General features: G+C 63.1%; 27 protein-coding genes. 16 read left to right on the forward strand and 11 right to left on the reverse strand.

What is annotated here, in order from left to right:
- Nucleotides 1-3 precede the first annotated feature (3 nt).
- From EDC39_RS03185 to EDC39_RS03220, 8 genes are all read left to right on the forward strand, one after another.
- Complete coding sequence (locus EDC39_RS03185) at nucleotides 4-978, forward strand: ABC transporter permease (protein WP_148894823.1); 975 nt, start codon at nucleotides 4-6, stop codon at nucleotides 976-978.
- 31 nt (nucleotides 979-1,009) lie between these two features.
- Nucleotides 1,010-1,768 (forward strand): OmpA family protein, encoded by a 759-nt coding sequence (locus EDC39_RS03190; protein ID WP_187426618.1) that lies wholly within the window; start codon nucleotides 1,010-1,012, stop codon nucleotides 1,766-1,768.
- A gap of 63 nt (nucleotides 1,769-1,831) precedes the next feature.
- On the forward strand, nucleotides 1,832-2,467 hold the full coding sequence (locus tag EDC39_RS03195; RefSeq protein WP_187426619.1) for a GspE/PulE/PilB domain-containing protein: 636 nt from the start codon (nucleotides 1,832-1,834) through the stop codon (nucleotides 2,465-2,467).
- A gap of 12 nt (nucleotides 2,468-2,479) precedes the next feature.
- The gene (locus tag EDC39_RS03200; RefSeq protein WP_148894829.1) at nucleotides 2,480-3,325 is read left to right on the forward strand and encodes an ABC transporter permease; all 846 of its coding nucleotides are present in this window, start codon (nucleotides 2,480-2,482) and stop codon (nucleotides 3,323-3,325) included.
- A 4-nt stretch (nucleotides 3,326-3,329) separates the two neighbouring features.
- Nucleotides 3,330-3,761, forward strand: a complete 432-nt coding sequence (locus EDC39_RS03205; protein ID WP_148894831.1) for a YchJ family metal-binding protein — start codon at nucleotides 3,330-3,332, stop codon at nucleotides 3,759-3,761.
- Between the two features lie 36 nt (nucleotides 3,762-3,797).
- Nucleotides 3,798-4,610, forward strand: a complete 813-nt coding sequence (gene mutM, locus EDC39_RS03210; protein WP_148894833.1) for a bifunctional DNA-formamidopyrimidine glycosylase/DNA-(apurinic or apyrimidinic site) lyase — start codon at nucleotides 3,798-3,800, stop codon at nucleotides 4,608-4,610.
- A 15-nt stretch (nucleotides 4,611-4,625) separates the two neighbouring features.
- Complete coding sequence (locus EDC39_RS03215) at nucleotides 4,626-5,039, forward strand: acyl-CoA thioesterase (RefSeq protein ID WP_148894835.1); 414 nt, start codon at nucleotides 4,626-4,628, stop codon at nucleotides 5,037-5,039.
- Between the two features lie 3 nt (nucleotides 5,040-5,042).
- Nucleotides 5,043-5,225 (forward strand): hypothetical protein, encoded by a 183-nt coding sequence (locus tag EDC39_RS03220; protein ID WP_148894837.1) that lies wholly within the window; start codon nucleotides 5,043-5,045, stop codon nucleotides 5,223-5,225.
- Nucleotides 5,226-5,271: 46 nt separating this feature from the next.
- On the opposite strand, the gene EDC39_RS03225 is transcribed toward EDC39_RS03220, so the two are convergent.
- On the reverse strand, nucleotides 5,272-5,739 hold the full coding sequence (locus EDC39_RS03225) for an FKBP-type peptidyl-prolyl cis-trans isomerase (protein WP_148894839.1): 468 nt from the start codon (nucleotides 5,737-5,739) through the stop codon (nucleotides 5,272-5,274).
- A gap of 269 nt (nucleotides 5,740-6,008) precedes the next feature.
- Nucleotides 6,009-7,631: a fumarate hydratase gene (locus EDC39_RS03230; RefSeq protein ID WP_148894841.1), complete on the reverse strand. Its 1,623-nt coding sequence runs from the start codon at nucleotides 7,629-7,631 to the stop codon at nucleotides 6,009-6,011.
- 175 nt (nucleotides 7,632-7,806) lie between these two features.
- Here EDC39_RS03230 and ilvA point away from each other — a divergent pair, with 175 nt between their 5' ends.
- From ilvA to mtaB, 8 genes are all read left to right on the forward strand, one after another.
- The gene (gene ilvA, locus EDC39_RS03235; RefSeq protein ID WP_281289718.1) at nucleotides 7,807-9,342 is read left to right on the forward strand and encodes a threonine ammonia-lyase, biosynthetic; all 1,536 of its coding nucleotides are present in this window, start codon (nucleotides 7,807-7,809) and stop codon (nucleotides 9,340-9,342) included.
- A gap of 213 nt (nucleotides 9,343-9,555) precedes the next feature.
- Nucleotides 9,556-11,607 (forward strand): hybrid sensor histidine kinase/response regulator, encoded by a 2,052-nt coding sequence (locus tag EDC39_RS03240; protein WP_148894845.1) that lies wholly within the window; start codon nucleotides 9,556-9,558, stop codon nucleotides 11,605-11,607.
- 230 nt (nucleotides 11,608-11,837) lie between these two features.
- On the forward strand, nucleotides 11,838-12,533 hold the full coding sequence (cysE, locus tag EDC39_RS03245; protein WP_148894847.1) for a serine O-acetyltransferase: 696 nt from the start codon (nucleotides 11,838-11,840) through the stop codon (nucleotides 12,531-12,533).
- Between the two features lie 18 nt (nucleotides 12,534-12,551).
- Entirely contained in the window at nucleotides 12,552-12,974 is a 423-nt protein-coding gene (locus EDC39_RS03250) for an Rrf2 family transcriptional regulator (RefSeq protein ID WP_148894849.1), read from the forward strand.
- 43 nt (nucleotides 12,975-13,017) lie between these two features.
- Nucleotides 13,018-14,229 carry a cysteine desulfurase NifS gene (gene nifS, locus EDC39_RS03255; protein WP_148894851.1) on the forward strand — a complete coding sequence of 404 codons (1,212 nt, stop codon included), beginning with the start codon at nucleotides 13,018-13,020 and terminating at the stop codon, nucleotides 14,227-14,229.
- A gap of 29 nt (nucleotides 14,230-14,258) precedes the next feature.
- Nucleotides 14,259-14,633 (forward strand): Fe-S cluster assembly scaffold protein NifU, encoded by a 375-nt coding sequence (gene nifU, locus EDC39_RS03260; RefSeq protein WP_148894853.1) that lies wholly within the window; start codon nucleotides 14,259-14,261, stop codon nucleotides 14,631-14,633.
- A gap of 166 nt (nucleotides 14,634-14,799) precedes the next feature.
- Nucleotides 14,800-15,885 (forward strand): tRNA 2-thiouridine(34) synthase MnmA, encoded by a 1,086-nt coding sequence (mnmA, locus tag EDC39_RS03265; protein ID WP_187426637.1) that lies wholly within the window; start codon nucleotides 14,800-14,802, stop codon nucleotides 15,883-15,885.
- The gene (gene mtaB / locus EDC39_RS03270) at nucleotides 15,882-17,177 is read left to right on the forward strand and encodes a tRNA (N(6)-L-threonylcarbamoyladenosine(37)-C(2))-methylthiotransferase MtaB (RefSeq protein WP_148894857.1); all 1,296 of its coding nucleotides are present in this window, start codon (nucleotides 15,882-15,884) and stop codon (nucleotides 17,175-17,177) included. The genes mnmA and mtaB overlap by 4 nt, the downstream gene beginning before the upstream one ends.
- Before the next feature lie 15 nt (nucleotides 17,178-17,192).
- Here the strand turns inward: mtaB and EDC39_RS03275 are convergent, their stop codons facing one another.
- The 9 genes from EDC39_RS03275 to arfB all read right to left on the reverse strand — a co-directional run bounded on the left by EDC39_RS03275 (nucleotide 17,193) and on the right by arfB (nucleotide 25,637).
- On the reverse strand, nucleotides 17,193-19,355 hold the full coding sequence (locus tag EDC39_RS03275) for an amylo-alpha-1,6-glucosidase (protein WP_148894858.1): 2,163 nt from the start codon (nucleotides 19,353-19,355) through the stop codon (nucleotides 17,193-17,195).
- On the reverse strand, nucleotides 19,355-20,428 hold the full coding sequence (locus EDC39_RS03280; RefSeq protein WP_148894860.1) for a glycosyltransferase family 4 protein: 1,074 nt from the start codon (nucleotides 20,426-20,428) through the stop codon (nucleotides 19,355-19,357). The genes EDC39_RS03275 and EDC39_RS03280 overlap by 1 nt, the downstream gene beginning before the upstream one ends.
- A gap of 156 nt (nucleotides 20,429-20,584) precedes the next feature.
- Nucleotides 20,585-21,328 carry a spermine/spermidine synthase domain-containing protein gene (locus tag EDC39_RS03285; protein WP_148894862.1) on the reverse strand — a complete coding sequence of 248 codons (744 nt, stop codon included), beginning with the start codon at nucleotides 21,326-21,328 and terminating at the stop codon, nucleotides 20,585-20,587.
- A 448-nt stretch (nucleotides 21,329-21,776) separates the two neighbouring features.
- The gene (locus tag EDC39_RS03290; RefSeq protein WP_187426620.1) at nucleotides 21,777-23,051 is read right to left on the reverse strand and encodes an MFS transporter; all 1,275 of its coding nucleotides are present in this window, start codon (nucleotides 23,049-23,051) and stop codon (nucleotides 21,777-21,779) included.
- A 202-nt stretch (nucleotides 23,052-23,253) separates the two neighbouring features.
- Nucleotides 23,254-23,610: a CxxCxxCC domain-containing protein gene (locus EDC39_RS03295; protein WP_246140164.1), complete on the reverse strand. Its 357-nt coding sequence runs from the start codon at nucleotides 23,608-23,610 to the stop codon at nucleotides 23,254-23,256.
- Between the two features lie 13 nt (nucleotides 23,611-23,623).
- Entirely contained in the window at nucleotides 23,624-24,250 is a 627-nt protein-coding gene (locus tag EDC39_RS03300; protein WP_148894866.1) for a LysE family translocator, read from the reverse strand.
- Between the two features lie 20 nt (nucleotides 24,251-24,270).
- Complete coding sequence (locus EDC39_RS03305; RefSeq protein ID WP_148894869.1) at nucleotides 24,271-24,600, reverse strand: DMT family transporter; 330 nt, start codon at nucleotides 24,598-24,600, stop codon at nucleotides 24,271-24,273.
- Between the two features lie 120 nt (nucleotides 24,601-24,720).
- Nucleotides 24,721-25,215 carry a cupin domain-containing protein gene (locus EDC39_RS03310; protein ID WP_148894871.1) on the reverse strand — a complete coding sequence of 165 codons (495 nt, stop codon included), beginning with the start codon at nucleotides 25,213-25,215 and terminating at the stop codon, nucleotides 24,721-24,723.
- A complete protein-coding gene (gene arfB / locus EDC39_RS03315; RefSeq protein ID WP_148894872.1) occupies nucleotides 25,212-25,637 on the reverse strand; it encodes an alternative ribosome rescue aminoacyl-tRNA hydrolase ArfB in 426 nt (141 codons plus the stop codon). Before arfB ends, EDC39_RS03310 begins: the two co-directional genes overlap by 4 nt.
- Between the last annotated feature and the right edge of the window lie 37 nt (nucleotides 25,638-25,674).

A 25,674-nucleotide genomic window follows, 5' to 3' on the forward strand; every position in this document is an offset into this window, starting at 1 on the left:
CAGGTGCTGAGATATCTCGGCAAACGGCTGTTGCTGATGATTCCGCTGCTGATCGGGATCACCCTGATCTCCTTCGTCGTCATTCATCTGGCGCCGGGAGAGCCGACCGACCTGCAGACGGAACTGAATCCCGAAGCCAGCGTCGAGCTGCGTGATCGCCTGCGCGCCCAGTACGGCCTCGACCGGCCGATACACGTCCAGTATGTCGACTGGCTCGGACGGATGGCGAAACTCGATTTCGGCCGCTCGTTCTCCGGCGACCACCGGCCGGTTCTAGACAAGATTCTGGAGCGGTTGCCGGTCACCATCCTGATCAACGTGCTGTCGATCACCCTGATTCTCGTCGTCGCCATCCCGGTGGGAATCCTGTCCGCACTGCGACGCAATTCGCTGTTCGACCGGGCAACGACGGTGCTGGTCTTCATCGGCTTTGCCATGCCGTCATTCTGGCTGGCGTTGCTGATGATGGACTATCTCGGCGTCCGGCTCGGCCTTTTTCCCATCGCTGGCCTGCGTTCGCTGGGGCATGAATACCTGAGCACGTTCGGCCAGGTGAAGGACTATGTCGCCCATCTGGTCATGCCGGTGTTCGTTTCCGCCTTCGGCGGTTTGGCCGGATTCAGCCGCTACATGCGTTCGAACATGTTGGAAGTCATCCGACAGGATTACATTCTGACCGCCCGCGCCAAGGGGCTGCCGGAAAGGGTGGTGATCTGGCGACACGCCCTGCGCAATGCCCTGCTGCCGCTGATCACCATTCTTGGCCTTTCGGTCCCTGGGCTGATTGGTGGCAGCGTCATCTTCGAGACCATTTTTGCCATACCCGGCATGGGCAAGCTTTTCTACGACGGTGTCATGATGCGCGACTACCCCCTGATCATGGGCGTGCTTGTCCTCGGCGCCATGCTGACGCTGGTCGGCAATCTACTGGCCGACATCGGTTACGCCCTTGCTGATCCGCGCATCAGAAAGTCCTGACCGCAGGACGTCAGTCATGAGGTATTCGTACATGATTTTCAGATGGTGTTGTGTTGGACTGCTCATTCTGTTTGTGGCCGGTTGCGCCGTTCACCGTCAGTCCGAGGTGGTGATTGTCGATACCGACGATGATGGCATTATCGACGCTCTCGATCGATGCCCGCAAACACCCCCGAAACAGGCTGTCGACCGTTTCGGCTGCTCGGACGACGCCGACCATGACGGTGTGTTCGACAGTGACGACCGCTGTCCGGATACCCCGCCGCAGGTGGTGGTCGACCTGAAAGGATGTGGCAGGGACGGCGATGGCGACGGCGTGTTCGACGGTATCGACCGCTGTCCCAAGACGCCGGCCGGCGTTGCTGTCGACGCGGAAGGTTGCCGTCGCAGGGAACCCGCTGGTGAACGGATGCCTGAACCGGAGCCGGACAACGTTCAGACACCCGAGTCGCTCGAGCTCAGCCTGCGTTTCCATACAGGGAGCTGCCGGCTTCTGCCCGGTAATCGCGACGAACTGGAACGGGGCATCCGTTTTCTGCGACGACATGCCGCCGCCGAGGTCGTGGTGGAAGGACATACCGACAGCGTCGGGCCGGCCGGTTACAATCTCAAACTATCGAAAAAGCGCGCCGAGGTCGTGGCCCTGATGTTGCGGCAGGCGCTTGGGACCGATGCGCCCCGCATGCGGGTCGTCGGCTTCGGCGAAACCCGGCCGGTTGCCGACAACGCCACCCAGCAGGGACGCGAACGCAACCGCCGGGTCGTGCTTCGCATCATCAACAGACACTGATATCGGTCGCCACCGGCCGTGAAAGGGGTTGGCGCCCAACGGCGCCGGCAGGACATGAAGAAGATGGCACGCAAGAATCTGAAACTGGGAGAAATGCTCGTCGGCGCGGGCATCATCGATGAATTCCAGCTCAACTCGGCCCTGTCGCTGCAGCGGAATCTCGGCGGCCGGCTCGGGCAGGCACTGATCCGACTCGGTTACATCAGCGAGGACAGGCTGCTGAGCTTTCTGTCCGAGCAGCTCAATTGCCCGCGGGTGAACCTGGCGGAGGAAAGGATACCGGCTGATCTGAGGGAGCTCGTTCCCGAAGAGAAGGCGCGGCAGTTCAACGTCGTGCCGATCCGTCGCGGTGCCATGTCGGGAACGGCCTATCTGCTGGTGGCCATGAGCGATCCGACCAACCTGATGGTCATCGATGCCCTGCAGTTCATGACCGGCTGTCGTATCCGGCCGGCCATCGCCCCGGAAAGCGAGATCAGCCAGGCGATCGATCGCTGCTACGGCAGGGACGGGAGCGAAGCGCCGCATCCGCCGTTGCGACAGGACGGCGACGGCCCGGTTGCCGGCAGCAAACGGCAGGGTGTCGAAAACGGTGTGCTGCAGCGCCCCCGTTCCACCGAGATGAAGCTGCAGGCGCTGCTGCAGAAGCTGCACGAACTCGGCGTACTGACCCGGCAGGAATACGAGGAACTGAAGTGAGTCACGGCTGACATGGCGCGAGGTTTTTTCAAGGAAATCGTCTGGCGGCGGTTGCGGCACAATCGCATGGCCATGGTCGGGGCGGGGCTGGTTCTGGTCATGTGCCTGCTGGCTCTTGTCGCCCCTCTTTCGTCGGTCGATCCCGGTGCCATCGATATCGGTGCCCGGCTGCAGCCGCCCGGTCCGGGCCACTGGCTCGGGACCGACGATCTGGGACGGGATGTCTTCATCCGTCTCTGCCACGGCGCCCGCATCTCGCTGCTGGTCGGTTTTGTCGCCGTAGGCATCGCCACCTTCATCGGCGTGATCCTCGGCGCCGTGGCCGGTTACTACGGTGGTGTCTGGGATGCGGTTATCATGCGCTTCGTCGACATCATGCTCTGTTTTCCGTCCTTCTTTCTCATCCTTGCCGTCATCGCCTTTCTTGAACCGTCGATCTGGAACATCATGATCATCATCGGCCTGACCGGCTGGATGGGCGTGACGCGCCTGGTACGGGCCGAGTTCCTCTCCCTGCGCGAACGGGAATTCGTCCTGGCCGCAAGGATCATCGGCGCGTCCGATTTCAGGATTATCTTCCGTCACATTTTGCCCAATGCCCTTTCTCCTGTTCTGGTTCACGCCACTCTCGGGGTCGCCGGCGCCATTCTGACCGAAAGCGCCCTGTCCTTTCTCGGCATCGGCGTTCAGCCGCCGACGCCCTCCTGGGGCAACATGCTCATTGCCGGCAAGCAGATGCTGGGGACCGCCTGGTGGCTTTCGGCCTTTCCCGGCCTGGCCATCCTGCTGACCGTGCTCGGTTACAACCTGCTGGGCGAGGGGATCCGTGACGCCCTCGACCCGAGAATCAGGGACTAGGCGCATGAAAGTGCAACCGATGATCGCCGCCGATCCCGAAACCTTGGTTCGGCAACGGGTGGAAGCCTTTCGCCGGCGGGATTTCGGTTTTATCTACGATTCCTACCATCCCGAAGCGCTCTTCCGGCAACAGTTTCCCGACCGCGACGGCTATCTGCGTTACGCAAAAGAGGAGATCGCGTCGCAGATGCGCATTGAACGATTCCGGATTCTGAAGGCCCGGCAGCGTCAGGAGCGGGCGGAGGTGATTTTTCACCAGCTGCTGATGACCGCTTCCGGCGCCCAGGAAAGTTTCGAAATGGCCCTGCTGGAGCGGATCGGCGGTCGCTGGCTCTACCTGGGCAGCCAGCGCATGGATCGCGCCATGTTTCAGGGCCGGCCCGAAGAGCTCGGCTTTGCCGATTTCGAAACGGCGCCGGAGCGGATCTTCTTCTGATGACCAGATGTTGCCGGTGGCGAACGGAGGCTGTCCATGCCTGAACTGCCCGAGGTGGAAACGACCCGTCGGGGGATCGAGCCGTTGCTGCGAGGCCGGCGCGTCAGCGGCCTGACCCTGAGGGCCGCGGGGCTTCGCCGGCCCTTCGCCACCGATCTCGCCGACCGGCTGACCGGTCGCAGGCTTAGGGCCGTGCGCCGGCGGGCCAAGTATCTGCTGTTCGACTTCGCCCACGGCAGTCTGTTGCTGCATCTCGGCATGTCCGGCAGCTTGCGGGTGGTCGATTCGGAGGCCCCCGCCGGCAGGCACGACCATGTCGACATCGATTTTTCCGGCCGCATCCTGCGCATGACCGATCCCCGGAAGTTCGGCGTTCTGCTCTGGGCCGGAACCGACGTCGACTCCCACCCCTTGCTGAGGTATCTGGGGCCCGAACCTTTGTCCGACGCCTTCGACGGCGCCTACCTGCTTGGTCGCTGCCGAAAACGGCGGACTGCGATCAAGGCCCTGCTCATGGACCAGAAAGTGGTTGTCGGTGTCGGCAACATCTACGCCAGCGAGGCACTCTTTCGCGCCGGAATTCGCCCGGATCGCCCCTGTGGTCGGCTGTCGGCCGCGGAGTGCGACCGGCTCGTAGCGGCGGTCAGGGACGTTTTGACGCGAGCGATTGCGGCTGGAGGTACGACGCTGCGCGATTTTCAGCGGGCGGACGGTCGCCCCGGCTACTTCAGTCTCGAGTTGCAGGTCTACGGACGCGGCGGCGAACCCTGCGTCGCCTGCGGTCAGGAACTCGAACAGATGCGGCTTGCCGGCCGTTCCACCTTTTTCTGCCGCTACTGCCAGCACTGAATTCGGGAGGACGCCATGAACGGTTTCCGCTTCACCGTGCCCATCAGGGTTCGGGTTGCTGACATCAACTACGGCGGCCATGTCTCCAATGCCGTGGTGCTCAACTTCTTTCAGGACGGCCGGATCGGCTACCTCGAACGGATCGGCGGTTTCAGCGAGCTCGATATCGGTGGCTGCGGCATCATCCTTCCCGAAGCGCACGTTCACTATCGCGCCGAGATGTTTTTCGGCGACGAACTGCTGATCGGCGTGCGTGCGCGCGATCTGGGCCGTTCTTCATTCGTCGTCGATTACCGCATCGAGCGGGCGGGAGAGGTGACGGCCGAAGGCTGGACCAGCCTGGTCGCCTTCGATTACGCGCGGCGCAGGGCGGTCCGTTTGCCGGCAGCTTTTGTCGAGGCGGTCAGAAAATTCGAAGAGATGGAGTGAGCGATGGACGAGATTCGGGTTTGCCAGATCTGCGGTTACCAGAGGGGATTCCACGTTGCCGTCAGGAAGGTGGACGGCGGCCAGAAGGTCGTGCTTATCTGTCCCGACTGCGGCCAGAGTGTCGATCCGGGCTGGATGGTCACCAGATTGCACATGCCGCCCCAGCACGGACGCCGGTACGAATAGCCGGGGCGGCTCGAAGCATCGAGCCGCCCATTCTTTTCATCGGGGGTCAATGTGCCGGCACGATCCGTTCGAGGGTCAGTTCGTAGCGCAGGGCTTCGCCGGCCAGCGGGTGGTTGGTGTCGAGGGTGACGAAGTCGGCGCCGATCTCCGTCACCCAGGCTGGATAGACCTCGTCGTTGTCTCCTGCCAGTTCGAGCATCATGTGCTCCTGCAGGGTGAAATCTTCCGGAAATTCGCTGCGGGGCACGGCGATGATGCCCCGTTCGTCCCTTTCGCCGAAGGCCTGTTCGGCCGTCAGCTCGACCACCCGGGTTTCACCCACTTCCATTCCGATGACCGCCTCCTCCAGGGCGGGGAAGACCTCGTCGCCGCCAATGGTGAATTCGAGGGGGCCTTCGCCGCCGCAACCGCAGTCGTCGCCATGTAGCTCGTCCGATGAATCGAAAACGGTTCCGTCACTGAGAGTGGCGACGAAGGTGAAGCTGACCCGGTCGCCCGGTTTGACCTTGCTCATGCGCTGTCCTTTCTGCTGCTTTTGTCATCGATGGGAGCGGGGAAGTGCCCCCGCCCCGTTTATTCAACCCTAACCCGGTTCGCCGTTGGCGGCAAGGGCTCAGAACAGAAAGGCCCCGGACATGTCTGTCCGGGGCCTGCGTGGGAAATGAAAAACGTCATGAGGGCAGGCAGGACAAGGCGAAAACAGCCAAAGCGCAGTTTGCAAAGCCGCTAGATGAACGTTTGAGGCTGTTTCCAACGCCGTATCGCCAACCGCAAAATAGTTTTTCAGAGTCCGAGCTGCTTGAAGAAGTCGTTCCCCTTGTTGTCGACCAGGATATAGGCCGGGAAGTTCTCGACCTCGATCTTCCACACCGCCTCCATGCCGAGCTCGGGAAAGTCGATGCATTCGACCTTCTTGATGTTCTGGTCGGCCAGCAGGGCGGCCGGGCCGCCGATGGAGCCGAGGTAGAAGCCGCCGTGCTTCTTGCAGGCGTCGGTCACCTGCTGGCTGCGGTTCCCCTTGGCGATCATCACCAGCGAACCGCCGTGCGACTGCAGCAGGTCGACGTACGAATCCATGCGGCCGGCGGTGGTCGGACCGAAGGAGCCGGAGGGGCGTCCCGGCGGGGTTTTGGCCGGACCGGCGTAGTAGATGGGATGTTTCTTCAGGTAGTCCGGCAGCGGCTTGCCGGCATCGAGAATCTCCTTGAACCTGGCGTGGGCGATGTCGCGGCCGACGACGATGGTGCCGCTGAGCAGCAGGGCGTCGCCCACCTTCAGCTTGTCGAGCTCGGCCAGGATTTTCTCCATCGGCTGGTCGAGGTCGATCTTGTGCCCGTGTTCGTGTCTGGCCAGCCGCAGCTCTTCCGGCAGCAGGCGGCCCGGATCGCGGTCGAGCTGCTCGACGAAAAGGCCTTCGCGGGTGATCTTGGCCTTGATGTTGCGGTCGGCGGAACAGGAGACCGCCATGCCTACCGGGCAGGAAGCGCCGTGGCGGGGCAGCCGGATGACGCGGACGTCATGGGCGAAATACTTGCCGCCGAACTGGGCACCGATGCCGAGCTTGTGCGCCGCTTGCAGCAGTTTCTCTTCCAGTTCGACATCGCGGAAGGCGCGCCCGTGCTCGTTGCCGCTGGTCGGCAGGCCGTCAAGGTACTTGGTCGAAGCCAGCTTGACCGTCTTCATGCAGGCGTCAGCCGAGGTGCCGCCGATGACGAAGGCGATGTGGTAGGGCGGGCAGGCGGCGGTGCCCAGGGTCTTCATCTTTTCGATCAGGAACTTTTCCAGCTTTTCGGGATTGAGCAGCGCCTTGGTCTCCTGAAAGAGCATGGTCTTGTTGGCGCTGCCGCCGCCCTTGGCGAGAAAGAGAAACTTGTAGGCGTCGCCGTCGGTTGCGTAGATGTCGATCTGCGCCGGCAGGTTGGTGCCGGTATTCTTTTCGGTGTACATGTCGAGGGCCACGGTCTGGCTGTAGCGCAGGTTTTCCTCGGTGTAGGTCTTGAAGACCCCTTTGGAAATCCACTCCGCATCGTCGACGCCGGTCCAGACCCGCTGTCCCTTCTTGGCGATGACGGTGGCAGTGCCGGTATCCTGGCAGATCGGCAGTTCGAACTTGGCGGCGACCATGGCGTTGCGCAAGAAGGCCATGGCGACCCCCTTGTCATTCATCGACGCCTCGGGGTCTGAGAGGATCTTGGCGACCATCTCGTTGTGCTCCGGGCGCAGCAGAAAAGAGACGTCGCGCATGGCGGTGTTGGTCAGCACCGTCAGCGCCTCCGGGTCGACCTTGAGAACCTCCCTGCCGTCGAAACTTTCGACGGAGACATACTTTTCGGATCCTTCGATCTTGTAGTAGCTGGTTTTGTCCTCGCTCAGGGGGAAGGGCTCCTGATAGAAGAAGTCGGGCATGGTCTACTCTCCTTTGCTCTGGGAATGCAGGCCGCGAACGGGAAAGGACAGGGCCTGATAACAGCCGTTGCATTATAGGGAAATTGTATACACATGCAAAGTTAAAAAAGGTCTCATTCCGGCGCGGGAAACGGGTTTTTGTCAGCCATTCTTTGCATTTGCCGGTGGTTTTGCTATGGTGTCGCGACAGACGGGGGATGCCATGCAGAAGATCCTGAAGAATATCCTGACCTCACGGGTTTACGAGGCGGCGGTCGAGACGCCGCTTGAACGGGCCGAAAACCTCGGGCGGAGGCTCGGCAACCGGATTCTGCTCAAGCGGGAGGATCTGCAGCCGGTCTTTTCCTTCAAGATCCGTGGGGCCTACAACCGGATCGCCCACCTGAGCGAGGACGAGCGCCGCAGGGGGGTGATCGCCGCTTCCGCCGGCAACCACGCCCAGGGCGTGGCCTTTTCCGCCCGCAAGCTGGGCATTCCCGCCACCATCGTCATGCCGGCGACCACGCCGCAGATCAAGGTCGACGCTGTCCGAAAAATGGGGGCACAGGTGGTGCTCAGGGGAGACAGCTACTCTGAAGCGGCCGAGCACTGCCAGCACCTGGTCGCACAGACGGGGATGGTGTTCGTCCATCCCTTCGACGACGAGCTGGTCATCGCCGGCCAGGGGACGGTGGCCGACGAAATCCTGCGGCAGAATTCCGGCTCGCTCGACGCCGTTTTCGTACCCGTCGGCGGCGGTGGACTCATCTCGGGAATCGCCGCCTACATCAAGGCATTGCGGCCCGAAATCCGGGTGATCGGCGTGCAGCCGAAAGAGAGTTCCGCCATGGCGCAATCGGTCCGGCAGGGGAGGCGGATTCGCCTCGACTCGGTCGGCATATTCGCCGATGGCGTCGCCGTGCGCGAGGTTGGCCGGCTGACCTTCAATGCCTGTCGCAGCTATGTCGACGAGTTCATCCAGGTCGACATCGACGAGATCTGCAGCGCCATCAAGGCCATCTACCAGGATACCCGGTCGATCGTCGAGCCGGCCGGCGCCCTCGGGGTGGCCGGAATGGTCCGCTATGTCGAACGGGAAAGGGCCCGGGGGATGACCCTGGTCGCGGTCAACTCCGGCGCCAACATGAACTTCGAGCGGCTGCGTTACGTGGCCGAGCGGACCCAGGTCGGCGAAGGCCAGGAGGCCCTGTTCGCCGTCACCATCCCCGAGAAACCAGGTTCCCTGCGCCGCTTCTGCAACGAGATCGTCGGTGACCGGAACATCACCGAGTTCAACTACCGTCTGGCTGGCCGGCAGGAAGCACAGATTTTTGTCGGCATCTCGGTACGCAGCAGCGAAGAACGTTTCTCTTTTGCCCGTGAACTCAATGCCGCCGGTTTTCGCAACGTTGATCTGACCGAAAACGAGTTGGCCAAGACCCATGTCCGCTACATGGTCGGCGGCCGCAGCGAAGCGGCGGTCGGCGAGGTAGTCTACCGCTTCTGGTTCCCCGAGCGCCCCGGGGCCCTGACGCGTTTTCTCGCTGCCATGGGCGAAAACTGGAATATCTCCATGTTTCACTACCGGATGCAGGGCGGTGACTACGGCCGGGTGCTCATCGGTCTGGAGATACCACCGGACGAGCAGGATGAGCTGCAGGACTTTCTCGACCAGCTCGGCTACCACTATATCGAGGAGACGGGCAACCCCGCCTATCGGCTTTTTCTATAGCATTCCCTGAACAGGATGTTGGAAACATTCCGGCTTGCAGCGGGTTTTCGTTTCCTCGGCCGCCGTCATTTTGTCATCGAAGCGCTCCGGACACTCTTTCCGGAGCTTTTTTTGTTTTTCACCCTGGTGTGGACGCTGGCATGCGGAATGCATGAGTAAAAGAGAGCGCTAATAAAATTCCATTCACGCGTCTCTTTCAGGCCGGAGGGTTGTGTGGCTGCCAGAGTGCTCATCGTTGACGATGACAGGCTCATGCGCCAGGTCCTCGGTGATCTGCTTCGGGAAAACGGTTTTGTGGTCATCGAGGCTGTCGACGGCAGGGAGGCCTGTGAAAGATGCCTTCGGGCCTCCCCCGACGCTGTCATTCTCGATCTGGTGATGCCGGTGATGGACGGCGCCGAGACCTGCAGGACTCTTCGAAAACAGCCTCAATTCAGGCATCTTCCCATTCTGATGCTCACCTCGCGGGTCGATTCGCCCGGTACGGTCAATCCCTTTACCCTCGGCGCAGACGACTATCTGGCCAAGCCGTTCGATGCCGAGGATCTGCTGGCCCGGCTGCAGGCGTGCATCATCAAGAAGAACGCCCAGGAAGCGCTGGAAACCCGGGCCAGGGATTACCGGGCGCTGCTCGACATCTCCGAATCGATCGCCGACAGCGTCGAAACCGGCCAGATCCTGCGCCGTATCGTTCGCAAAATCGCCGGTCATATCGCGGACATCGAACGCTGCAGCATCGCCGTCATTCAGGAAGACGGTGCCGCCGGCTACATTCTCGCCTCGAGCGACGATGATTCGCTCAGGGAATTGCGCATCGACCTCGGCAACTATCCCGAAATCAGGCAGGTCATCGAAAGCGGTGAGCCGCTGCTGGTGACCGACATCGAAAGCGATCCCCTGTTCGACCGGGTCCGTCACCTGCTGATCGATCGTGATTTCAACGCCGTTCTGGTGTTGCCGGTTCACCACCAGCAGAGGGTGATCGGGGTGATGGTCCTGCGCGCCCGCCGGGAGCGGCCGGCTCTCAGTCCGAGCGAAATCGAATTCTGCCAGCTGATCGCCGACGTGGCGGCCGGTCCGCTGACCAATGCCCGGTTCTTCAGTCATCTGCGCCGTGAATCGGCGGCCCTGCGCCAGGCCAAGTCGGTGCTGGAAGACGAGTTGCGCATCAAGGCCATCTACGAGGAGCTGTTCGACAATGCCTCTGACGGCCTGGTGGCCGTCAACGCGGCCGGGCAGATCGAGTTTGTCAACCGGCGGGCCCTGGAGATGGTTGGACTGACGCGTGACGAACTGCAGGGGGCGCTGGTGGAGAACCTGCTCGACCGGCCGGCTCTGCGCCGGGCCATCGTCTGCTGGCGTTCCGGCCGCGGGGAGGAGGAGGGCGGACGCGTCCGTTTCGATCTCGTCATGCAGACCCGCAACCGGGGACGGCGCTGCTTTTCCGTCAGCGCCAACCGCGAGCCGGTACTGAACGATCTGACCATCGTCGCCTTTCGTGACGTCACCGAAAAGCGCCGCATGGAGGCCGAGCTGCGTCAGACCCATGCCCACCTCGCCGAGTCGAATCGCCGGCTGCGCGAGCTCGACCGGTTCCGGGCCGAATTTCTCAACACCGCCACCCACGAACTGCGGGTACCGGTGACCATCGTCCACGGTTACTGTGCCCTGCTGCGTGACAGCCTGGGGAACGCCCTGAACGGCAGCCAGCGGGAGTTTCTCGACGCCGCCTTCGAAAGCAGCGAACGGTTGGTCGACCTGGTCAACAACATGCTCGACCTTTCCCGTTTCGAGGCGGGAAAGATGCGCATCGACATGGGACCGAACGACATTGTCGACACCGTTTTCGAGGTTTGCCACGATCTCGGTTCCATCGCCGAAAAAGAGGGCCTGACGCTCAGAATCGACCCGCCGCCGGAGCGCAAGGCCCTGTTCGACCGGCAGACCATCCAGAGGGTGCTGGTCAATCTGCTCAGCAACGCCATCAAGTTCACCCCGGCCGGGGGCGAGGTGCGGATCCGTTTCGACCGGAACGAGCATGAGCTGCTGGTTTCGGTCGAGGATACCGGCAAGGGGATACCGGCCGAGCAGTTGCCGCAGCTCTTCGACGAATTCACCCAGGTCGGCCGCGACGATGCCCGGCGCGGCAGTGGCCTCGGCCTGTCCATCTGTCGCAAGATCGTCGAATCGCACGGTGGCCGCATCTGGGCCGAAAGCCGGCCCGGATGCGGCAGCCGCTTCACCTTCACCCTGCCGCTGGCCTGAGAGCGGCCTGTCGTTACCCGCATGCAGGTCCGCTCGCTATTGCGTCATGGAGACCATCCCTCAGGTCGCTCTGCTGCATGCTTTCAGTTTGCCGCCATCACGCCGTTTTTTCAGTCGTTTTAACTGACGGATTTTGTCAGAAAAATAATTGACAGCATCACTCAGGTATGTTAGTTGTTTGGGCATCGTCCGCAAGGGGACGATGCGATTACCGAGGGACGGAGGCTGCCGTGTTTCAGACATTGCGCGAAGACTTCAAGGTTGTTTTCGAGAGGGATCCCGCCGTACGCAGCGTGCTGGAGATTATCCTCTGCTATCCGGGTTTCCATGCCATCCTCTTCTACCGGCTGGCGCACTGGCTCTGGACCCGCAAATTCTACCTGCTCGGCCGCTTCGTTTCGCATCTCGGGCGGTTCTTCACCGGCATCGAAATCCATCCCGGGGCCAGAATCGGCAAGGGGTTCTTCATCGATCACGGCATGGGCGTGGTCATTGGCGAGACGGCCGAGATAGGCGACAACTGCACCCTCTACCACGGCGTCACTCTCGGCGGTACCTCCTGGGCCAAGGAGAAGCGGCATCCGACGCTCGGCGACAATGTTATCGTCGGTTCCGGCGCCAAGGTTCTTGGCCCGTTTCGTGTCGGCGACAACAGCAAGATCGGCTCGAACTCGGTGGTGGTCAAGGAGGTTCCAGACAATTCGACGGTGGTCGGCATTCCCGGCAAGGTGGTGATTTCCGAGGGCAGAAAGGCCGAGCAGAAGGTCGATCTCGAGCACGGCAAGCTGCCCGACCCCGAGGCCAAGGCCATCTCCTGCCTCTTCGACCAGATCCGGACCCTCGAGAAGCAGGTGAAGGAGTTGACCGCCGAACAGGAGCGCCTCCGGGCCGAGCTGGCGGCACAGGACCAGGCCAAGAGTGCCTGAGGAAAAAGAGGACGGTTCATGCGTCTGTCGACAAAGGCCCAGTATGCGGTGCGGGCCATGGTCAGTCTCAGCCTCCACGCCGACGAAGGGCCGGTTTCCATCAAGGACATTTCGGCCCGGGAAGCGATTTCGCTTCCCTACCTGGAGCAGCTTTTCGTCAAGCTGCGGCGGGGAGAGATCGTCACCAGCGTGCGGGGTCCCGGCGGCGGTTACCGGCTGGCCCGTCCGGCTTCGGACATTCGCATCGACGAGATCATCGACAGCGTCGAGGAGACGCTGGTTCCCGTCTCATGCATGGATGAGAAGGGCCGCTGTGTCTGCGACGACCAGTGCGTCACCCACAATGTCTGGCAGGGGCTGGGAGAGCGGATCCGTTCCTTTCTCGCCTCGATCACCCTCGAGGATCTGACCCGCGAGGCCAGGCAGAAGTTAGAACAATAAAGGAATTTTCGGGCCTGCGCATCGGGCCTGCAGGAGGCAAAAGGTGAAACAGATCTATCTCGACAACAACGCCACCACTCCGGTCCATCCCGAAGTTCTGGAGGCGATGCTTCCCTTCTACCGCGACCAGTTCGGCAACCCCTCCAGCGTTCACTGGGCGGGGAGGGCCGTGTCCGGAGCGGTCGAAAAGGCGCGGGAGCAGGTGGCCGCCCTGATCAACTGCTCGCCGGCGGAGGTCGTCTTTACCTCCTGCGGCAGCGAAGGCGACAACATGGCCCTGAAGGGGACGGTCGACGCTCTGCGCGACAAGGGGAATCACATCATCACCACCAAGGTGGAACATCCCGCCGTGCTCGAAACCTGCAAGTATCTCGAGCGCACCGGCTGCGAAGTGACCTATCTCTCCGTCGACCAGGACGGCATGCTCGATCTGGCCGAGCTGGAAGCCGCCATCACCGAAAGGACCATTCTGATTTCGGTGATGTGGGGCAACAACGAAACCGGCAATATCTTTCCCATCGAGGAGATCGGGCAGATCGCCCGCAAGTACAAGATCCGTTTCCATACCGACGCGGTGCAGGCGGTGGGCAAGGTTCCGGTCGATGTGAAGAAGGCCGGCGTCGACATGCTGGTGCTTTCGGGGCACAAGATCGGTGCGCCCAAAGGGGTCGGCGCCATCTACATCAAGCGGGGCACCCGCATGACGCCGCTGCTGCACGGTGGGCACCAGGAGCGGAACCGGCGCGCCGGCACTCACAACGTCGCCGGCATTGTCGCCCTCGGCAAGGCCTGTGAGATAGCCGGCCGCGACCTGGAGAAGAACGCCGCCCACATGCGTCGGCTGCGCGACAAGCTCGAGGCGGGAATCAAGGCTGCCATTCCGCAGATCAAGCTGAACGGTCATCCCGATCCCGACAAGCGGCTGCCCAACACCCTCAATGTCAGCTTCGCCTACATTGAGGGTGAATCGCTGCTGCTCAATCTCGACATGTACGGCATCGCCGCTTCCAGCGGTTCGGCCTGCACCTCCGGCTCGCTGGAGCCGTCGCACGTGCTGGGCGCCATGTGCGTCGAGGTGACCCTGGCGCATTCGAGCACCCGCTTCTCCCTGGGGCCGCAGAATACCGAAGAGGAGATCGATTTCGTCCTCGACGTACTGCCCAAGACCGTCCAGCGGCTGCGCGAAATGAGCCCCCTGTACAACTGCCGCAACGAAGAACAGTGCGAAACCTGCGAAACCATCCGGCGACTCTGACCTGAAACATGTGAAGGAGACAGTGAACGATGTACACCGAAAAAGTCATGGACCATTTCCAGAACCCGCGCAATGTCGGCGAGATTCCCGATGCCGACGGAGTCGGTGAGGTGGGCAACGCCTCCTGTGGCGATATCATGAAGATCTACCTCAAGGTCGAGAACGACGTCATCAAGGACATCAAGTTCAAGACCTTCGGCTGCGGCGCCGCCATCGCCACGTCGTCGATGGTGACCGAAATGGCCCTGGGCAAGACCATCGACGAGGCGCTGGAGCTGACCAATCAGGCTGTCGCCGAGGCCCTCGACGGGCTGCCGGCGCAGAAGATGCACTGTTCCAACCTGGCGGCCGACGCGCTGCACGAGGCGATCAAGAACTACCGGGAAAACCGGAAGAAGAACTGACGTCGCCGCAAGGTGCCGTCGTCAGACCGGGAGGGCAGGCCGCGCGGCGGTTTGCCCTTCTGTTTTTTCCGGTCGTCGGCCCGCTGGCGTTTTCCCCGGCTTTCGGCTATAGTTGCGGCGCTTCGGACCCGCACAAGAGGATGTAGTCACACCGATGGACGATCTGCTGCTGACAAAGGAAAGAAAGCGTGTCGTCGTCGCCATGAGCGGCGGCGTCGACTCCTCGGTCACCGCCGCCCTGCTCAAGGAGCGAGGACACGAGGTGATCGGCATGACCATGCAGATCTGGGACTATTCCCGCTTCGAGGCGCCGGATGGCGAGACCTTCGGCACCTGCTGCTCGCTGGACGACGTCTATGACGCCCGCCGGGTCGCCGAACAGCTCGACATCCCCTTCTACGTGATCAATTTCGAGGACGCTTTCCAGCAGGCGGTCATCGATCCTTTCTGCGACGCCTATTTCAACGGACGCACGCCCAATCCCTGTGTGCTGTGCAACCAGATTCTCAAGTTCGAACGGCTGCTGCGCAAGGCCCGCGAGCTGCAGGCCGACTATCTGGTGACCGGCCATTACGCCCGCATCGAGTTCGCCGACGGCCGCTACCGCCTGCGCAAGGGGCTGGATGACAGCAAGGACCAGTCGTACTTTCTCTTCACCCTGACCCAGGAGCAGATGGCGATGGTCCGGTTTCCGCTGGGAGACATGACCAAACAGGAGGTCAGGGAGCACGCCGAACGTCTGGGCCTGCGGGTGGCGGAAAAGCCCGAAAGCCAGGATATCTGTTTCGTTCCCGACGGTGACTATGTGCGTTTTCTCGAGGAGGAACGCGGCGCCGGCCGCAAGGACGGCGACATCGTTCACGTCAGCGGCAAGGTGCTGGGACGTCACCGGGGAACCTACCGTTACACCATCGGCCAGCGGCGGGGGCTTGGCCTGAGCTGGAGCGAGCCGCTGTACGTTGTCGCCATCGACGCCGAAAAGAACCGGGTCGTCGTCGGCGAAAAACGCCACCTTGCAGCCGGGGAGCTGCACATGGAGCAGGTCAACTGGCTGATCGCCCCGCCTGTCGGGGCCTTTCGCGCCGCCTGCCGCATCCGGTACCGGCACCGGGAGGTGCCGGCAAGCGTCAAAGCGGTCGATGGCGGCCGCGTCCGCGTGGTTTTCGACCAGCCGCAGACGGGTGTCACTCCCGGCCAGGCGGCGGTCATCTACGACGGCGACGAGGTGATCGCCGGAGGCTGGATCGCATGAGCCGGACCGTCGCCATCGCCACTTTAGGCTGCAAGACCAACCAGTTCGAGTCGGCGGCGATCGAGGAGCAGCTCAAAGACGCCGGCTACTGCATCGTCCCCTTCGAGGAGGGCGCCGATCTGGTGGTGGTCAACACCTGCACCGTCACCGCCCGCACCGACGCCCAGAGCCGCAACCTGATCCGCCGCGCCCGACGACTCAACCTGCAGTGCCGGGTCATCGTCACCGGCTGCTACGCCCAGGTTGACCCGGAGGCGATCCGCAGGATTCCCGGCGTGGCGATGGTGATCGGCAATGACGAAAAACGGGATCTGCTGCGCTACCTGGCCGAAGAGCAGCAGCGGCAGCTGGTCGCCGTCGAAGAGCCGGGGCGGGGCAGGGGCGCCGCACCGTTTTCGCTGTCGACCTTCGCCGATCGCAGCCGCGCCTTCGTGCAGATCCAGAACGGCTGCGACGCCTTCTGCTCCTACTGCATCATCCCCTACGCCCGTGGCAGCAGCCGCTCGGTCCCCTTCGACGAGGTTCTTGCCCGAGTCGACGGACTTGCCCGCCAGGGCTATCGCGAGGTGGTGCTGACCGGCATCCACATGGGCGCCTACGGCCTGGATCTGGAACCGGTGCGCAGCCTGACCGAGCTGGTCGTGGCCATCGAGGAAGGGATCGCGCTTCCCCGCCTGCGTCTCGGCTCCATCGAGCCGACCGAAATTTCTGAACGGCTGATCGAACGCATGGCCGTCTCCGACCACATCTGTCCGCATCTGCACATTCCGCTGCAGTCGGGAGCGGACAGCGTGCTGCGGCGGATGAACCGCCATTACGACGCCGCCTTCTTTCACGATCTGATCGTCCGCATTCACCGCCAGGTGCCCGAAGCCGCCATCGGCGTTGACGTGATCGCGGGCTTTCCCGGCGAAAGCGACGAGGAATTCGAGCAGACCCGCCGCCTGCTCGATGAGCTGCCTTTGGCGCACCTGCATGTCTTTCCCTACAGCCGGCGTCCCGGCACCCCGGCCGCCGACATGCCCGGCCAGGTCGCCGGCGACGAGATCCGGCGGCGTTGCGCCGTCCTGCGCAGCCTGGGCGAAAGGAAGGCCCGGCAGTATGCCGAGCGATTCGTCGGCCGGACGCTCGAACTGGTCGTCGAGGGTGGAGTGGCGGACGGCTGGCGGCGCGGCTTGTCGCGCAACTACCTCAATGTCCGTTTCCGGCACGACGAAGACCTGCAGGGGCAGTGCGTCCGGGTCCGGGTCGAGGGCTGGGAACCGGCGGGGCTTTACGGTTCTCTGCTCTGACAGGGCCGGCCGTCGCTACTTGATGACCGTCACGCCGATCTTTCCGCTGCGCTCGAGAATGTTGATGCCGACATCGTCGTGGTAGCGGGTGAGCCGTAGACTTATGCGGCCGCCGGCGAGTCGCAGGTCGCGCAGGGTGACCTGGTCGAGAAAGTCGGGCAGGACCGGGTGCCGGAAGCAGACGGTCCGCCGGCGGGCGTCGATATCCAGGCCGAGGCAGGCCTGCAGCAGCATGAAGACGGCACCGGCCGCCCAGGCCTGCGGAGAACAGGCCAGCGGATAGAGCACCGGTCCCTGGCCGGGAAGGCGCCTGAAGCCGCAGAACAGTTCGGGCAGCCGCTGCAGGTCGACCTGCATGGCGAGATCGTAGAGCGCGCTGAAAATTTTCAGCGCCTGGCGGGTCTTGCCGTAGCGGGCCAGGCCGAGGGCGATCAGGGCGTTGTCGTGCGGCCAGACCGAACCGTTGTGGTAGGACATCGGGTTGTAGCGGGCCACGCCCTCGGCGATGGTGCGGATACCCCAGCCGCTGAAGAAATCGGGCTGAAGCAGCCTTTCGGCCAGCCTTTCGGCGTGTTCGGGAGCGGCTATGCCGGTGAACAGGCTTTGGCCGGCGTTGGACGAGGGGATCAGGCAGGGACGCTTCTCTCCATCCAGCGCCAGGGCGTAGCAGCCGAGTTCGTCGTTCCAGAAGGCGCGCAGAAAGAGTTCCCTGAGCCGTTCGGCCCTGTTTCGCTGGATGTCGGACATCTCCCGCTCGCCGAGCTGTTCCGCCATCTCGGCGGCGGCCAGGCGCGCGGCATAGACATAGCCCTGCACCTCGCACAGGGCGATCGGTCCTTCCGCCAGACGGCCGTCGGCATGAAAGACCGAATCCCACGAATCCTTCCACCCCTGCTGCACCAGACCGTCGGCCGATTGCCGGTGGTATTCGATCAGCCCGTCGCCGTCGATGTCTCCGTAGCGGTCGATCCAGTCGACGGCCTTTTTCACCTGCGGCCAGATCTGCCGGACAAAATCGAGATCGCCGGTACGTCGCAGCCAGGCGCCGGCCAGCAGAACGAACAGCGGCGTGCTGTCGACGCTGCCGTAATAGCGGCCGAAGGGGATTTCGTCGAGCGCCGCCATCTCTCCCTGCCGTGTTTCGTGCAGGATCTTTCCCGGTTCGGCGTCCTGCTTCGGATGGTGGCTGTCGGCCTGGTTTGCCGCCAGAAAGGCGAGCACGCCGCGGGCGATGTCCGGGTTCAGCCACAGGGTCTGCAGGGCGGTGATCAGGCCGTCGCGGCCGAAGGCGGTGCTGTACCAGGGGACGCCGGCATAGGGATAGATGCCCTGCGGCGTTTCGGTCAGCAGCATGTTCAGGTCGTCGAGGGAGCGGTTGAGCCACTCGTCGAAATGCTGCTTGCTGGTTTCGATGCCGCAGTTTTTGCCGCGATAGCCTTCGAGCCGTTTCAGGCTGGCGTCGAATCCCCGGTCGAACGCCGGCAGGTCGAAATCCTCCTCGTCGACCAGGCAGACCACGGTCAGGTAGATGCTGCGTTCCTCGTGGGGAGCGAGGCGGAGCCGGAAACTGGCTTCTTCCGCCGACAGCCGGTCGGGTCGTGGTGCGAACTGCAGCAGGGCGCGCCGCCGGCAGCCGTCCAGACCGAGGTAGGGGAGGGTGACCCGGTCGGGCCCCGTTTTGGGACTTTCCATCCGTCCGTGCTTGCGCCGCCGCATGCCGCGCACCTCGAAGATGTCGTGAAAGTCGGCGGCATAGCGGAAGCAGAGTTCGATCTCGACGGCATCCGGGGCAAAATTTACCAGCCGCAGCCGTTCGAAGCAGCACCGGTTCCAGAGAAATTTCGAACGGAACAGGTGCAGGCTGCCGCGCGGAACCTGCCGGTCGCCCAGCACCAGGTCGGGATTGGTCAGGTCGACCGCCAGCAGCTCGTTGCGGTTGTTGACGGTGGAACTGAGGATCAGCGGCCGCTGGCGGTTGACGAAGAACTCGAGCCGGGAGAGGAACCGCGTCCCCTGGTGGTAGAGCCCCTGCTCGCCGCGGCCGACAGGCTGGATGTCGCCGCGGCAGTCGTGGACGGCAAAAGTTTCCCCCTGCTTCAGCACCCGGGTGCGGTCGTCGGCCAGGCAGGAGGATGCCTGGATGTAGTACTGGTCCCTGACCTGGATGATTTCGTCCATCAGGCCACCCGCTGAATGGTCTGCGGCGACGGCTGCGGCCGGGTCGGCCGGCCCAGTTCGCACAGTTGCCGGTAGAGGCGCAGATAGGCGTCAGCCATGGCCGGCGTCGAAAAACGCTCCTCGAAGACCCGCCGGCAGCGGGTCCGGTCCAGCCTGTCGATTTCGCCGACCCGCCTGATGGCCGTCTCCAGATCGTCGACGATGTAGCCGGTGACGCCGTCGACCATCACCTCTGGCACCGAGCCGTTGCGAAAGGCGATGACCGGCGTGCCGCAGGCCATCGCCTCGATCATCACCAGGCCGAAGGGTTCCGGCCAGTCGATGGGAAAGAGCAGCGCCAGCGCCCCGCCGAGAAACTCCTCCTTTTCCCGGTCGTTGATCTCGCCGACGAATTCCACCAGCGGATGGTCGAGCAGCGGGCGGATGATCTGTTCGAAATAGTCCTGGTCCGCCTTGTCGACCTTGGCGGCGATCTTCAGCGGAATGCCGGCCCGGCGGGCGATGATGATCGCCCGGTCGGGACGCTTTTCCGGCGAGATGCGGCCGAGAAAGGCGAGATAGGTGCCGGGCTGCGGCCGAAACCGGTACAACTCGCGCGGCAGGCCGTGGTAGACGGTGCCGATCCAGTTGGCGAAGGGTAGCGGATGGCGCTGGGCGTCGGAAATCGACACCAGCGGCATGTCACGGTATTCGCGAAAGAGCGGCTGCAGCTCCGGGATGTCGAGCCGGCCGTGCAGGGTCGTCAGCTGCGTCACGTTCGACCGCCGGGAGAGGGGGAAGTGGAGGTAGTCGACGTGAAAATGCACCACGTCGAACTCCTCCACGTGCCGGGCCACCTCTTCGAGCATGCACAGATGCATAGCCAGAGGATCCCGGCAGCCGGCCAGACGCAGGGCCTCCGGCGCGCAGGCGACGAGCCTGGCACCGGTTTGGGAATCACCGCTGGCGAACAGGGTGACATCGTGTCCGCGGCGCACCAGTTCTTCGGTCAGATAGGAAACGACACGTTCCGTGCCGCCATAGCATTTCGGCGGCACGCTTTCGTAAAGAGGGGAGACCTGTGCGATTTTCATGGGACCTCTCTTTTTCGTAACGTGAAATTTAAGTGCCCGTTCGGTGCAGGGCGTTACAAAAAACAGAAGACGCAGAAAAACGCAGTTGGCGGTATGGCAGAAGCATAATTTAACCCCCGTCGCCGAAATTTCAAGGGGGCGACGGGGGCTGCAGGATCAGGCCGGCTTGCGACCGGAGAGGAAGGTCCAGCGCTCCAGGTAGGAAGGAATCAGCACCCGCTGTTCGATCAGGTCACAAAAGTGGCGGCCCGCCTCCTTGCGGATTTGTGCCAGCAGGTCGCGGCTTTCCGCCGCCAGCTCGTCGTTGCCCTCGCCCTCGCCGCAGCACTGCATGCTGAAGACGCCGCCCGACCGCAGGGCGCGGGCGATCATGGCCAGGGTTTCGGCCATGAATTCCTCCCGGCTCTGGCCTTCGCGTACCGGGTCCATGGTCAGGTCGTAGATGACGGCGTCCAGGTCGCGGGCTTCGGCGATCCAGGCGAAGGCGTCGGCGGTCAGGATCTCCGCCTGCGGATGGTCCCATATCCGGCCGCAAAGCCGCGACAGATGGGTTCTGCACAGGCGGAGCACCTCGCCGTCGATATCGATCATGGTCGCCTTTTCCAGCGGAATCTCCATCCGCTCGGCGGCCTGCAGCAGCTCCCAGAGCACGCCGCCGTCGCCGCCGCCGAGAATTGCGACCCGCCGCAGCTGCCGCAGTTGCAGCAGCGGGCTGACCATCGCCACACCGTAGGCGTGATCGCTTTCCGAGATCTGCAGATCGCCGTCGATGACCAGCTGATGGCCGAAGATCGGGTGGCGGGTGATTTCGATTTGCTGCCAGGGGCTTCGGGCGGTTTCGACTACTTCCGCCCGCAGATGACTGGCAAAATCGGGATTGCGGTCTTCCTTGCGAATCATGGTCCTTTTTCTACCGTTTTTCTGAACTTGGATGGGGTTGCGGGTTGATCCGGTGGCGTACTATGCCACAGTTCACCGGTAAAATCCAACCCGCCTCATCTCGAGGGCGAACATCGCAAAAGCCAAAAGCAAGTGCTGTTCGGCCGCGAAGGGGGAGGACCCGTCTTTTGGGTTAGCCAAGGACGATTCTGAAGCGTTTTCTGCACTCTATCCGGCAAAACGTTGAGTCGCGGTCGATGGTGGCAATGGTGTCGCTGCCGAGCTTTTCGCCGGTCAGACCAGGCAACAGTCCGCAAAATCCATCGGCAAATCGGGGTATTTGATGGGCAGGTCTCGCAGGCGGCTGAAGTCGGCGTTTTCGACGTTGTGAGTTTCGACAGCTCCCCGGTCGATCCATTCAAGCAAGTCGATCCGGGCATCCCGGTTGAAATCGCGCAGGTGATAACTATCACTGTTTTGTTTTTGCCAACAGCTCCCCCTGCCTGATGTCGACGCTCAGCAGCAGGGCCGCGCCGAGCAGGAAGAAGAGCAGCTGGGACAGGATCGCCAGCCGCACCGAGCCGGTCAGCTGGTTGACCAGGGCGAAGGCAAAGGGACCGCAGATGGCGGCCAGCTTGTTGCTGACGGCGAAAAATCCGAAGAACTCGGCAGTCTTCTCTGCCGGCACGAGTCGGGCGAAGAGGGAGCGGCTCAGGGCCTGGATACCGCCGAGCACCAGGGCGACCATGACGCCGAGCAGCCAGAACTCCCAGGAATGACGCATGAACACCGCCCACAGGGTGGCCAGGGCGAAAACGGCGATGATGACGAAGAGGGCAGGCCGGGGACCGATCATTTCGGCCAGCCGGCCGCACAGCAGGGTGCCGGGCAGGGCCAGAAACTGAATGAGCAGAAAGCAGCCGAGGATGGCCTGCTGGCTCATGCCGAGTTCCTGGCGCGCGAAGAGGGCCGAGATGACGACCATGGTCTGCACGCCGTCGTTGTAGAGCAGGAAGGCGAAAAGAAAGCGCAGCAGATGCGGATGGTTTCTGAGATCGCGGTAGACGGTGAGAAAGCCGGCGGCAGGCATGTTCAACCGCGGGGGAATCGCCGGCATCCACGACAGGGCCGGAAGAGAGAACAAAAGCCACCAGGCGCCGGTCAACAGCAGCCCCAGCCGGGTGGCCGAGGCATTGTCCAGGCCGATGGGGAGCGCCCCCTGAACCAGGGCGAAAACGAGCATCAGGGCCAGCCCGCCGCCGACATAGCCCACGGCGAAACCTTGTGCCGACAGCCGGTCGAGCCGATCCCCTTCGGCCAGGACCGGCAGGAAGGCGTTGTAAAAGATGGTGCCCGCGGCGAAGCCGAGGTTGGCGATGCAGAAGAGCAGGGCGGCCGCCGGCCAGTGGGGCGGCACGGGCAGGGCCAGTCCCATGGTCGCCAGGCTGCCGAGCAGCACGAAGAAACGAAAGAGTTCTCTTTGCCGGCCGCGCCGGTCGGCCCAGCGGCCGAGCTGCGGGGCAAAAAGGACGATGAGCAGAAGCGAGGCCGATACCAGGTAACCCCAGAGGACCGTTGCCGAGACCGGCTCTTTTGTACCGGGGAGGATCACCCCGTCTGCGGGCAGCAGGCTTGCGAACCAGACCGGAAAGACCGCCGTCAGCACAACGGTCGAAAAGCCCGAATTGGCCCAGTCGTAAAGGCACCAGGCCTGCCGCTGCTTCTTTTGGCCCGCTTCGTTCATCGCATTGCCCGTTTTCCGGCGAAATCCGCCGGCCTCACGAATGCCCCCATCCCGGGGCGATGGAAAGAGGGGACGCGCCGGGCCGGGCAGCCAAAAAAAGACCCCGGGCCCAAAGGAGGAGAAAGCGCCGGGGTCGATAGTCCATGTCGTCCTGCTGTTCAAGCACAGGCAGTGCCAAACGCCACAACTGCCTGAAAACAGGTCAGCGACCGGATCTTTTGCGCGCCGTGCCCCGTCTTTTCGCCGTCTTCTGTCTCTTTTTTGACACCGGTTTCTGCGCCGGTTGATATCCGGTCTGGGCATCCAGCCAGGCGACATAGCCGCAGTCGCGCGGCAGCCAGAAGGCGTCGCGGACCGTCTGCGGATCGAGCCTGATGCATTCCTCTTCGACCTCGAAACGTTTGTGGTAGACCTTGCAGCGGCGGCTGGCCACATCAAGATAGCGGCAGGCCTGGTCGGTTTCGACAACGGTGCCGTCTTCTTCGATCCGTTTCTCGAAGCAGCAGCGGCCGCAGCGGCGGCAGAGGGCTTCCCAGGTCGTGTCTTCCGGAACTGCCATCAGGCTACCCCGTTCATCGTCCCGGCCAGGCCAGCCTGACGCCGAGTCCGATCAGCACGCCGCCGGCGATTCTGTCCAGCCAGCGTCCGGCCCGGGGGCGCTGCTGCAGCCAGCGGCCGAGACTGCCGGCGAACCAGCCGATCAGTCCGAAGAAGAGAAAGGTCAGCAGGACGAAAAGGATGCCAAGCAGCAGCATCTGCACCGCAACATGACCGCGCTCGAGGGAGACGAACTGGGGGAAGAAGGCCATGAAGAAGATCGCCACCTTCGGATTGAGCAGGTTGGCGATGACCGACTGGTTGAAGATGAGTAGCGGCCGGGCCAGCTCCGGGTTGCCGCGGGTGTCGATGGTGCCGGCGCTGCGCAGCAGCTTGACGCCGATCCAGACCAGATAGACGCCGCCGGCCAGCTTGACCGCGCCGTAGAGGGCGGCCGACGAGGCGAGCAGGGCCGACAGTCCGAGGATGGCGAACAGGGTGTGTCCCAGGTTGCCGAGAGCGAAGCCGGCAGCCGCCGACAGGGCGGCGGTCCGTCCCTGTGTGATGCCGCGGGTCAGGACGGTCAGGTTGTCCGGTCCCGGCGTCAGGATCAGCAGGATGGAGGCGGCGCAGAAGAAGGAAAGGCGGGTCGGATCGAGCATCGCTGTTTTTCCTGTTTCTTTCAGTGTCTGACCGTTTTCGAGAAGAGGTGAATGACCATCACTCCGGCGACGATCAGTGCCATGCCGATGATCGCCGGCAGATCGGGAATCTGCCGGTAGAGCAGGATGCCGGCGAGGATCACCAGGACGATGCCGGCCCCGGACCAGACCGCGTAGGTGATGCCCACGGGGATGGTTCTGATGGTGAGGGTCATGAAATAGAAGGCCAGCCCGTAGCCGGCAACGACGATCAGACTGGGACCCAGCCGGGTGAATTCGGCCGTCGCCTTCAGGGCGCTGGTGGCGACGACCTCGGAGATGATGGCGATTGCCAGATAGAGATAGGGCATTTGTCCGTTCGATCTTTGCTGGTGATGTTCCACGGCGGTCGGGATGTCGTGGTACGGTTCAAGCTGGCGCCATGGTGAACGGATTTCGCACCGGCGTCAATGTCCGGATGGGCCGACGGGTCATCGTGCCGGCGGGTCGAGGTGCAGCGCCAGCCAGACGGTGTTCCGGTCCGGGTCTGTCCAGCTGACCCGGTGCCTGCGTCCGGCCTCGATGAGCAGGTGGCTGCCCGGTTCGAGTTCGACCTCTTCTTCCGGCTCGGCGAACAGGAGACGGGCACGGCCGGAAAGCAGCAGAATCCACTCGTCGTGGTCCTGGTCGTACCAGTTTTCTTCCGGCGTGGTGTGACCGCGGGAGACGATGCGCTCCAGTTTCATTCCCGGACGCTGCAGCAGGATGGTGAACAGTTCCAGGGGCAGGTCGTCGGGGATGTCTGCGAAGAGATTTGCGGTTTTCGGCTGCTGCAGGGTTTCGATCCACCAGATCTGTTTGTGGCCGCCGGCGGAGAATTTCTTTTGTGCCTTCTGCGCTTCTTCCAGAGAGGCAAAGGAGGCGACCAGGTACTGGACGCCGTTGTCGTCCTGTCGCCAGAGCTGGTATGGGAGTTCTCTGTTCATTCGTCCCTCCTCACGGGGCCGCGCAGCGCCTTGGTGCGTCCCCGCCTCTTCTTGGCCTCGACCCGTTTTCTGACGGCGGCCGCTGCCGGGCGGGTGGGAATGCGGCGTCGGGGGCCGACGGCGGCCCTGGCGACCAGATTCCGCAAACGGTCGAGGGCCTCGCGGCGGTTCATCTCCTGCGAGCGATGCCCGCGTGCCTGGATGATCAGTACGCCCTTCCGGTTGATCTGGCCGGCGGCCAGGGTGAACAGGCGTTTTTTGACCGAGTCCGGCAGGCAGGAATCGGCTATGGCGAAGCGGAGCTGGATGGCCGTGGCGTTGCGGTTGACATGCTGGCCGCCCGGTCCGCCGGCGGGGATCGCCGCCAGCCGAATCTGGTGCAGGGGGATGTCGAGCCCCGGTCCGATTTCAAGACGCTCCATGATGCGCTCTCTCACCTTTTCGTGGGCGGCCAGAATC

The organism is Geothermobacter ehrlichii (assembly GCF_008124615.1).
Lineage (GTDB): Bacteria > Desulfobacterota > Desulfuromonadia > Desulfuromonadales > Geothermobacteraceae > Geothermobacter > Geothermobacter ehrlichii.

What these genes read in the sequence shown, in the direction of transcription:
- EDC39_RS03305 (WP_148894869.1), bottom strand. Translation starts at nt 24,600, where the DNA reads ATGCCCTATCTCTATCTGGCAATCGCCATCATCTCCGAGGTCGTCGCC.
- EDC39_RS03190 (WP_187426618.1), top strand. Translation starts at nt 1,010, where the DNA reads ATGATTTTCAGATGGTGTTGTGTTGGACTGCTCATTCTGTTTGTGGCC.
- EDC39_RS03285 (WP_148894862.1), bottom strand. Translation starts at nt 21,328, where the DNA reads ATGATTCGCAAGGAAGACCGCAATCCCGATTTTGCCAGTCATCTGCGG.
- EDC39_RS03195 (WP_187426619.1), top strand. Translation starts at nt 1,832, where the DNA reads ATGGCACGCAAGAATCTGAAACTGGGAGAAATGCTCGTCGGCGCGGGC.
- EDC39_RS03230 (WP_148894841.1), bottom strand. Translation starts at nt 7,631, where the DNA reads ATGCCCGACTTCTTCTATCAGGAGCCCTTCCCCCTGAGCGAGGACAAA.
- arfB (WP_148894872.1), bottom strand. Translation starts at nt 25,637, where the DNA reads ATGGAGCGTCTTGAAATCGGACCGGGGCTCGACATCCCCCTGCACCAG.
- EDC39_RS03290 (WP_187426620.1), bottom strand. Translation starts at nt 23,051, where the DNA reads ATGAACGAAGCGGGCCAAAAGAAGCAGCGGCAGGCCTGGTGCCTTTAC.
- EDC39_RS03220 (WP_148894837.1), top strand. Translation starts at nt 5,043, where the DNA reads ATGGACGAGATTCGGGTTTGCCAGATCTGCGGTTACCAGAGGGGATTC.
- EDC39_RS03280 (WP_148894860.1), bottom strand. Translation starts at nt 20,428, where the DNA reads ATGAAAATCGCACAGGTCTCCCCTCTTTACGAAAGCGTGCCGCCGAAA.
- EDC39_RS03215 (WP_148894835.1), top strand. Translation starts at nt 4,626, where the DNA reads ATGAACGGTTTCCGCTTCACCGTGCCCATCAGGGTTCGGGTTGCTGAC.
- nifU (WP_148894853.1), top strand. Translation starts at nt 14,259, where the DNA reads ATGTACACCGAAAAAGTCATGGACCATTTCCAGAACCCGCGCAATGTC.
- ilvA (WP_281289718.1), top strand. Translation starts at nt 7,807, where the DNA reads ATGGTGTCGCGACAGACGGGGGATGCCATGCAGAAGATCCTGAAGAAT.
- EDC39_RS03205 (WP_148894831.1), top strand. Translation starts at nt 3,330, where the DNA reads ATGAAAGTGCAACCGATGATCGCCGCCGATCCCGAAACCTTGGTTCGG.
- EDC39_RS03250 (WP_148894849.1), top strand. Translation starts at nt 12,552, where the DNA reads ATGCGTCTGTCGACAAAGGCCCAGTATGCGGTGCGGGCCATGGTCAGT.
- mutM (WP_148894833.1), top strand. Translation starts at nt 3,798, where the DNA reads ATGCCTGAACTGCCCGAGGTGGAAACGACCCGTCGGGGGATCGAGCCG.
- EDC39_RS03310 (WP_148894871.1), bottom strand. Translation starts at nt 25,215, where the DNA reads ATGAACAGAGAACTCCCATACCAGCTCTGGCGACAGGACGACAACGGC.
- EDC39_RS03300 (WP_148894866.1), bottom strand. Translation starts at nt 24,250, where the DNA reads ATGCTCGATCCGACCCGCCTTTCCTTCTTCTGCGCCGCCTCCATCCTG.
- mtaB (WP_148894857.1), top strand. Translation starts at nt 15,882, where the DNA reads ATGAGCCGGACCGTCGCCATCGCCACTTTAGGCTGCAAGACCAACCAG.
- EDC39_RS03225 (WP_148894839.1), bottom strand. Translation starts at nt 5,739, where the DNA reads ATGAGCAAGGTCAAACCGGGCGACCGGGTCAGCTTCACCTTCGTCGCC.
- EDC39_RS03275 (WP_148894858.1), bottom strand. Translation starts at nt 19,355, where the DNA reads ATGGACGAAATCATCCAGGTCAGGGACCAGTACTACATCCAGGCATCC.
- EDC39_RS03295 (WP_246140164.1), bottom strand. Translation starts at nt 23,610, where the DNA reads ATGGCAGTTCCGGAAGACACGACCTGGGAAGCCCTCTGCCGCCGCTGC.
- EDC39_RS03200 (WP_148894829.1), top strand. Translation starts at nt 2,480, where the DNA reads ATGGCGCGAGGTTTTTTCAAGGAAATCGTCTGGCGGCGGTTGCGGCAC.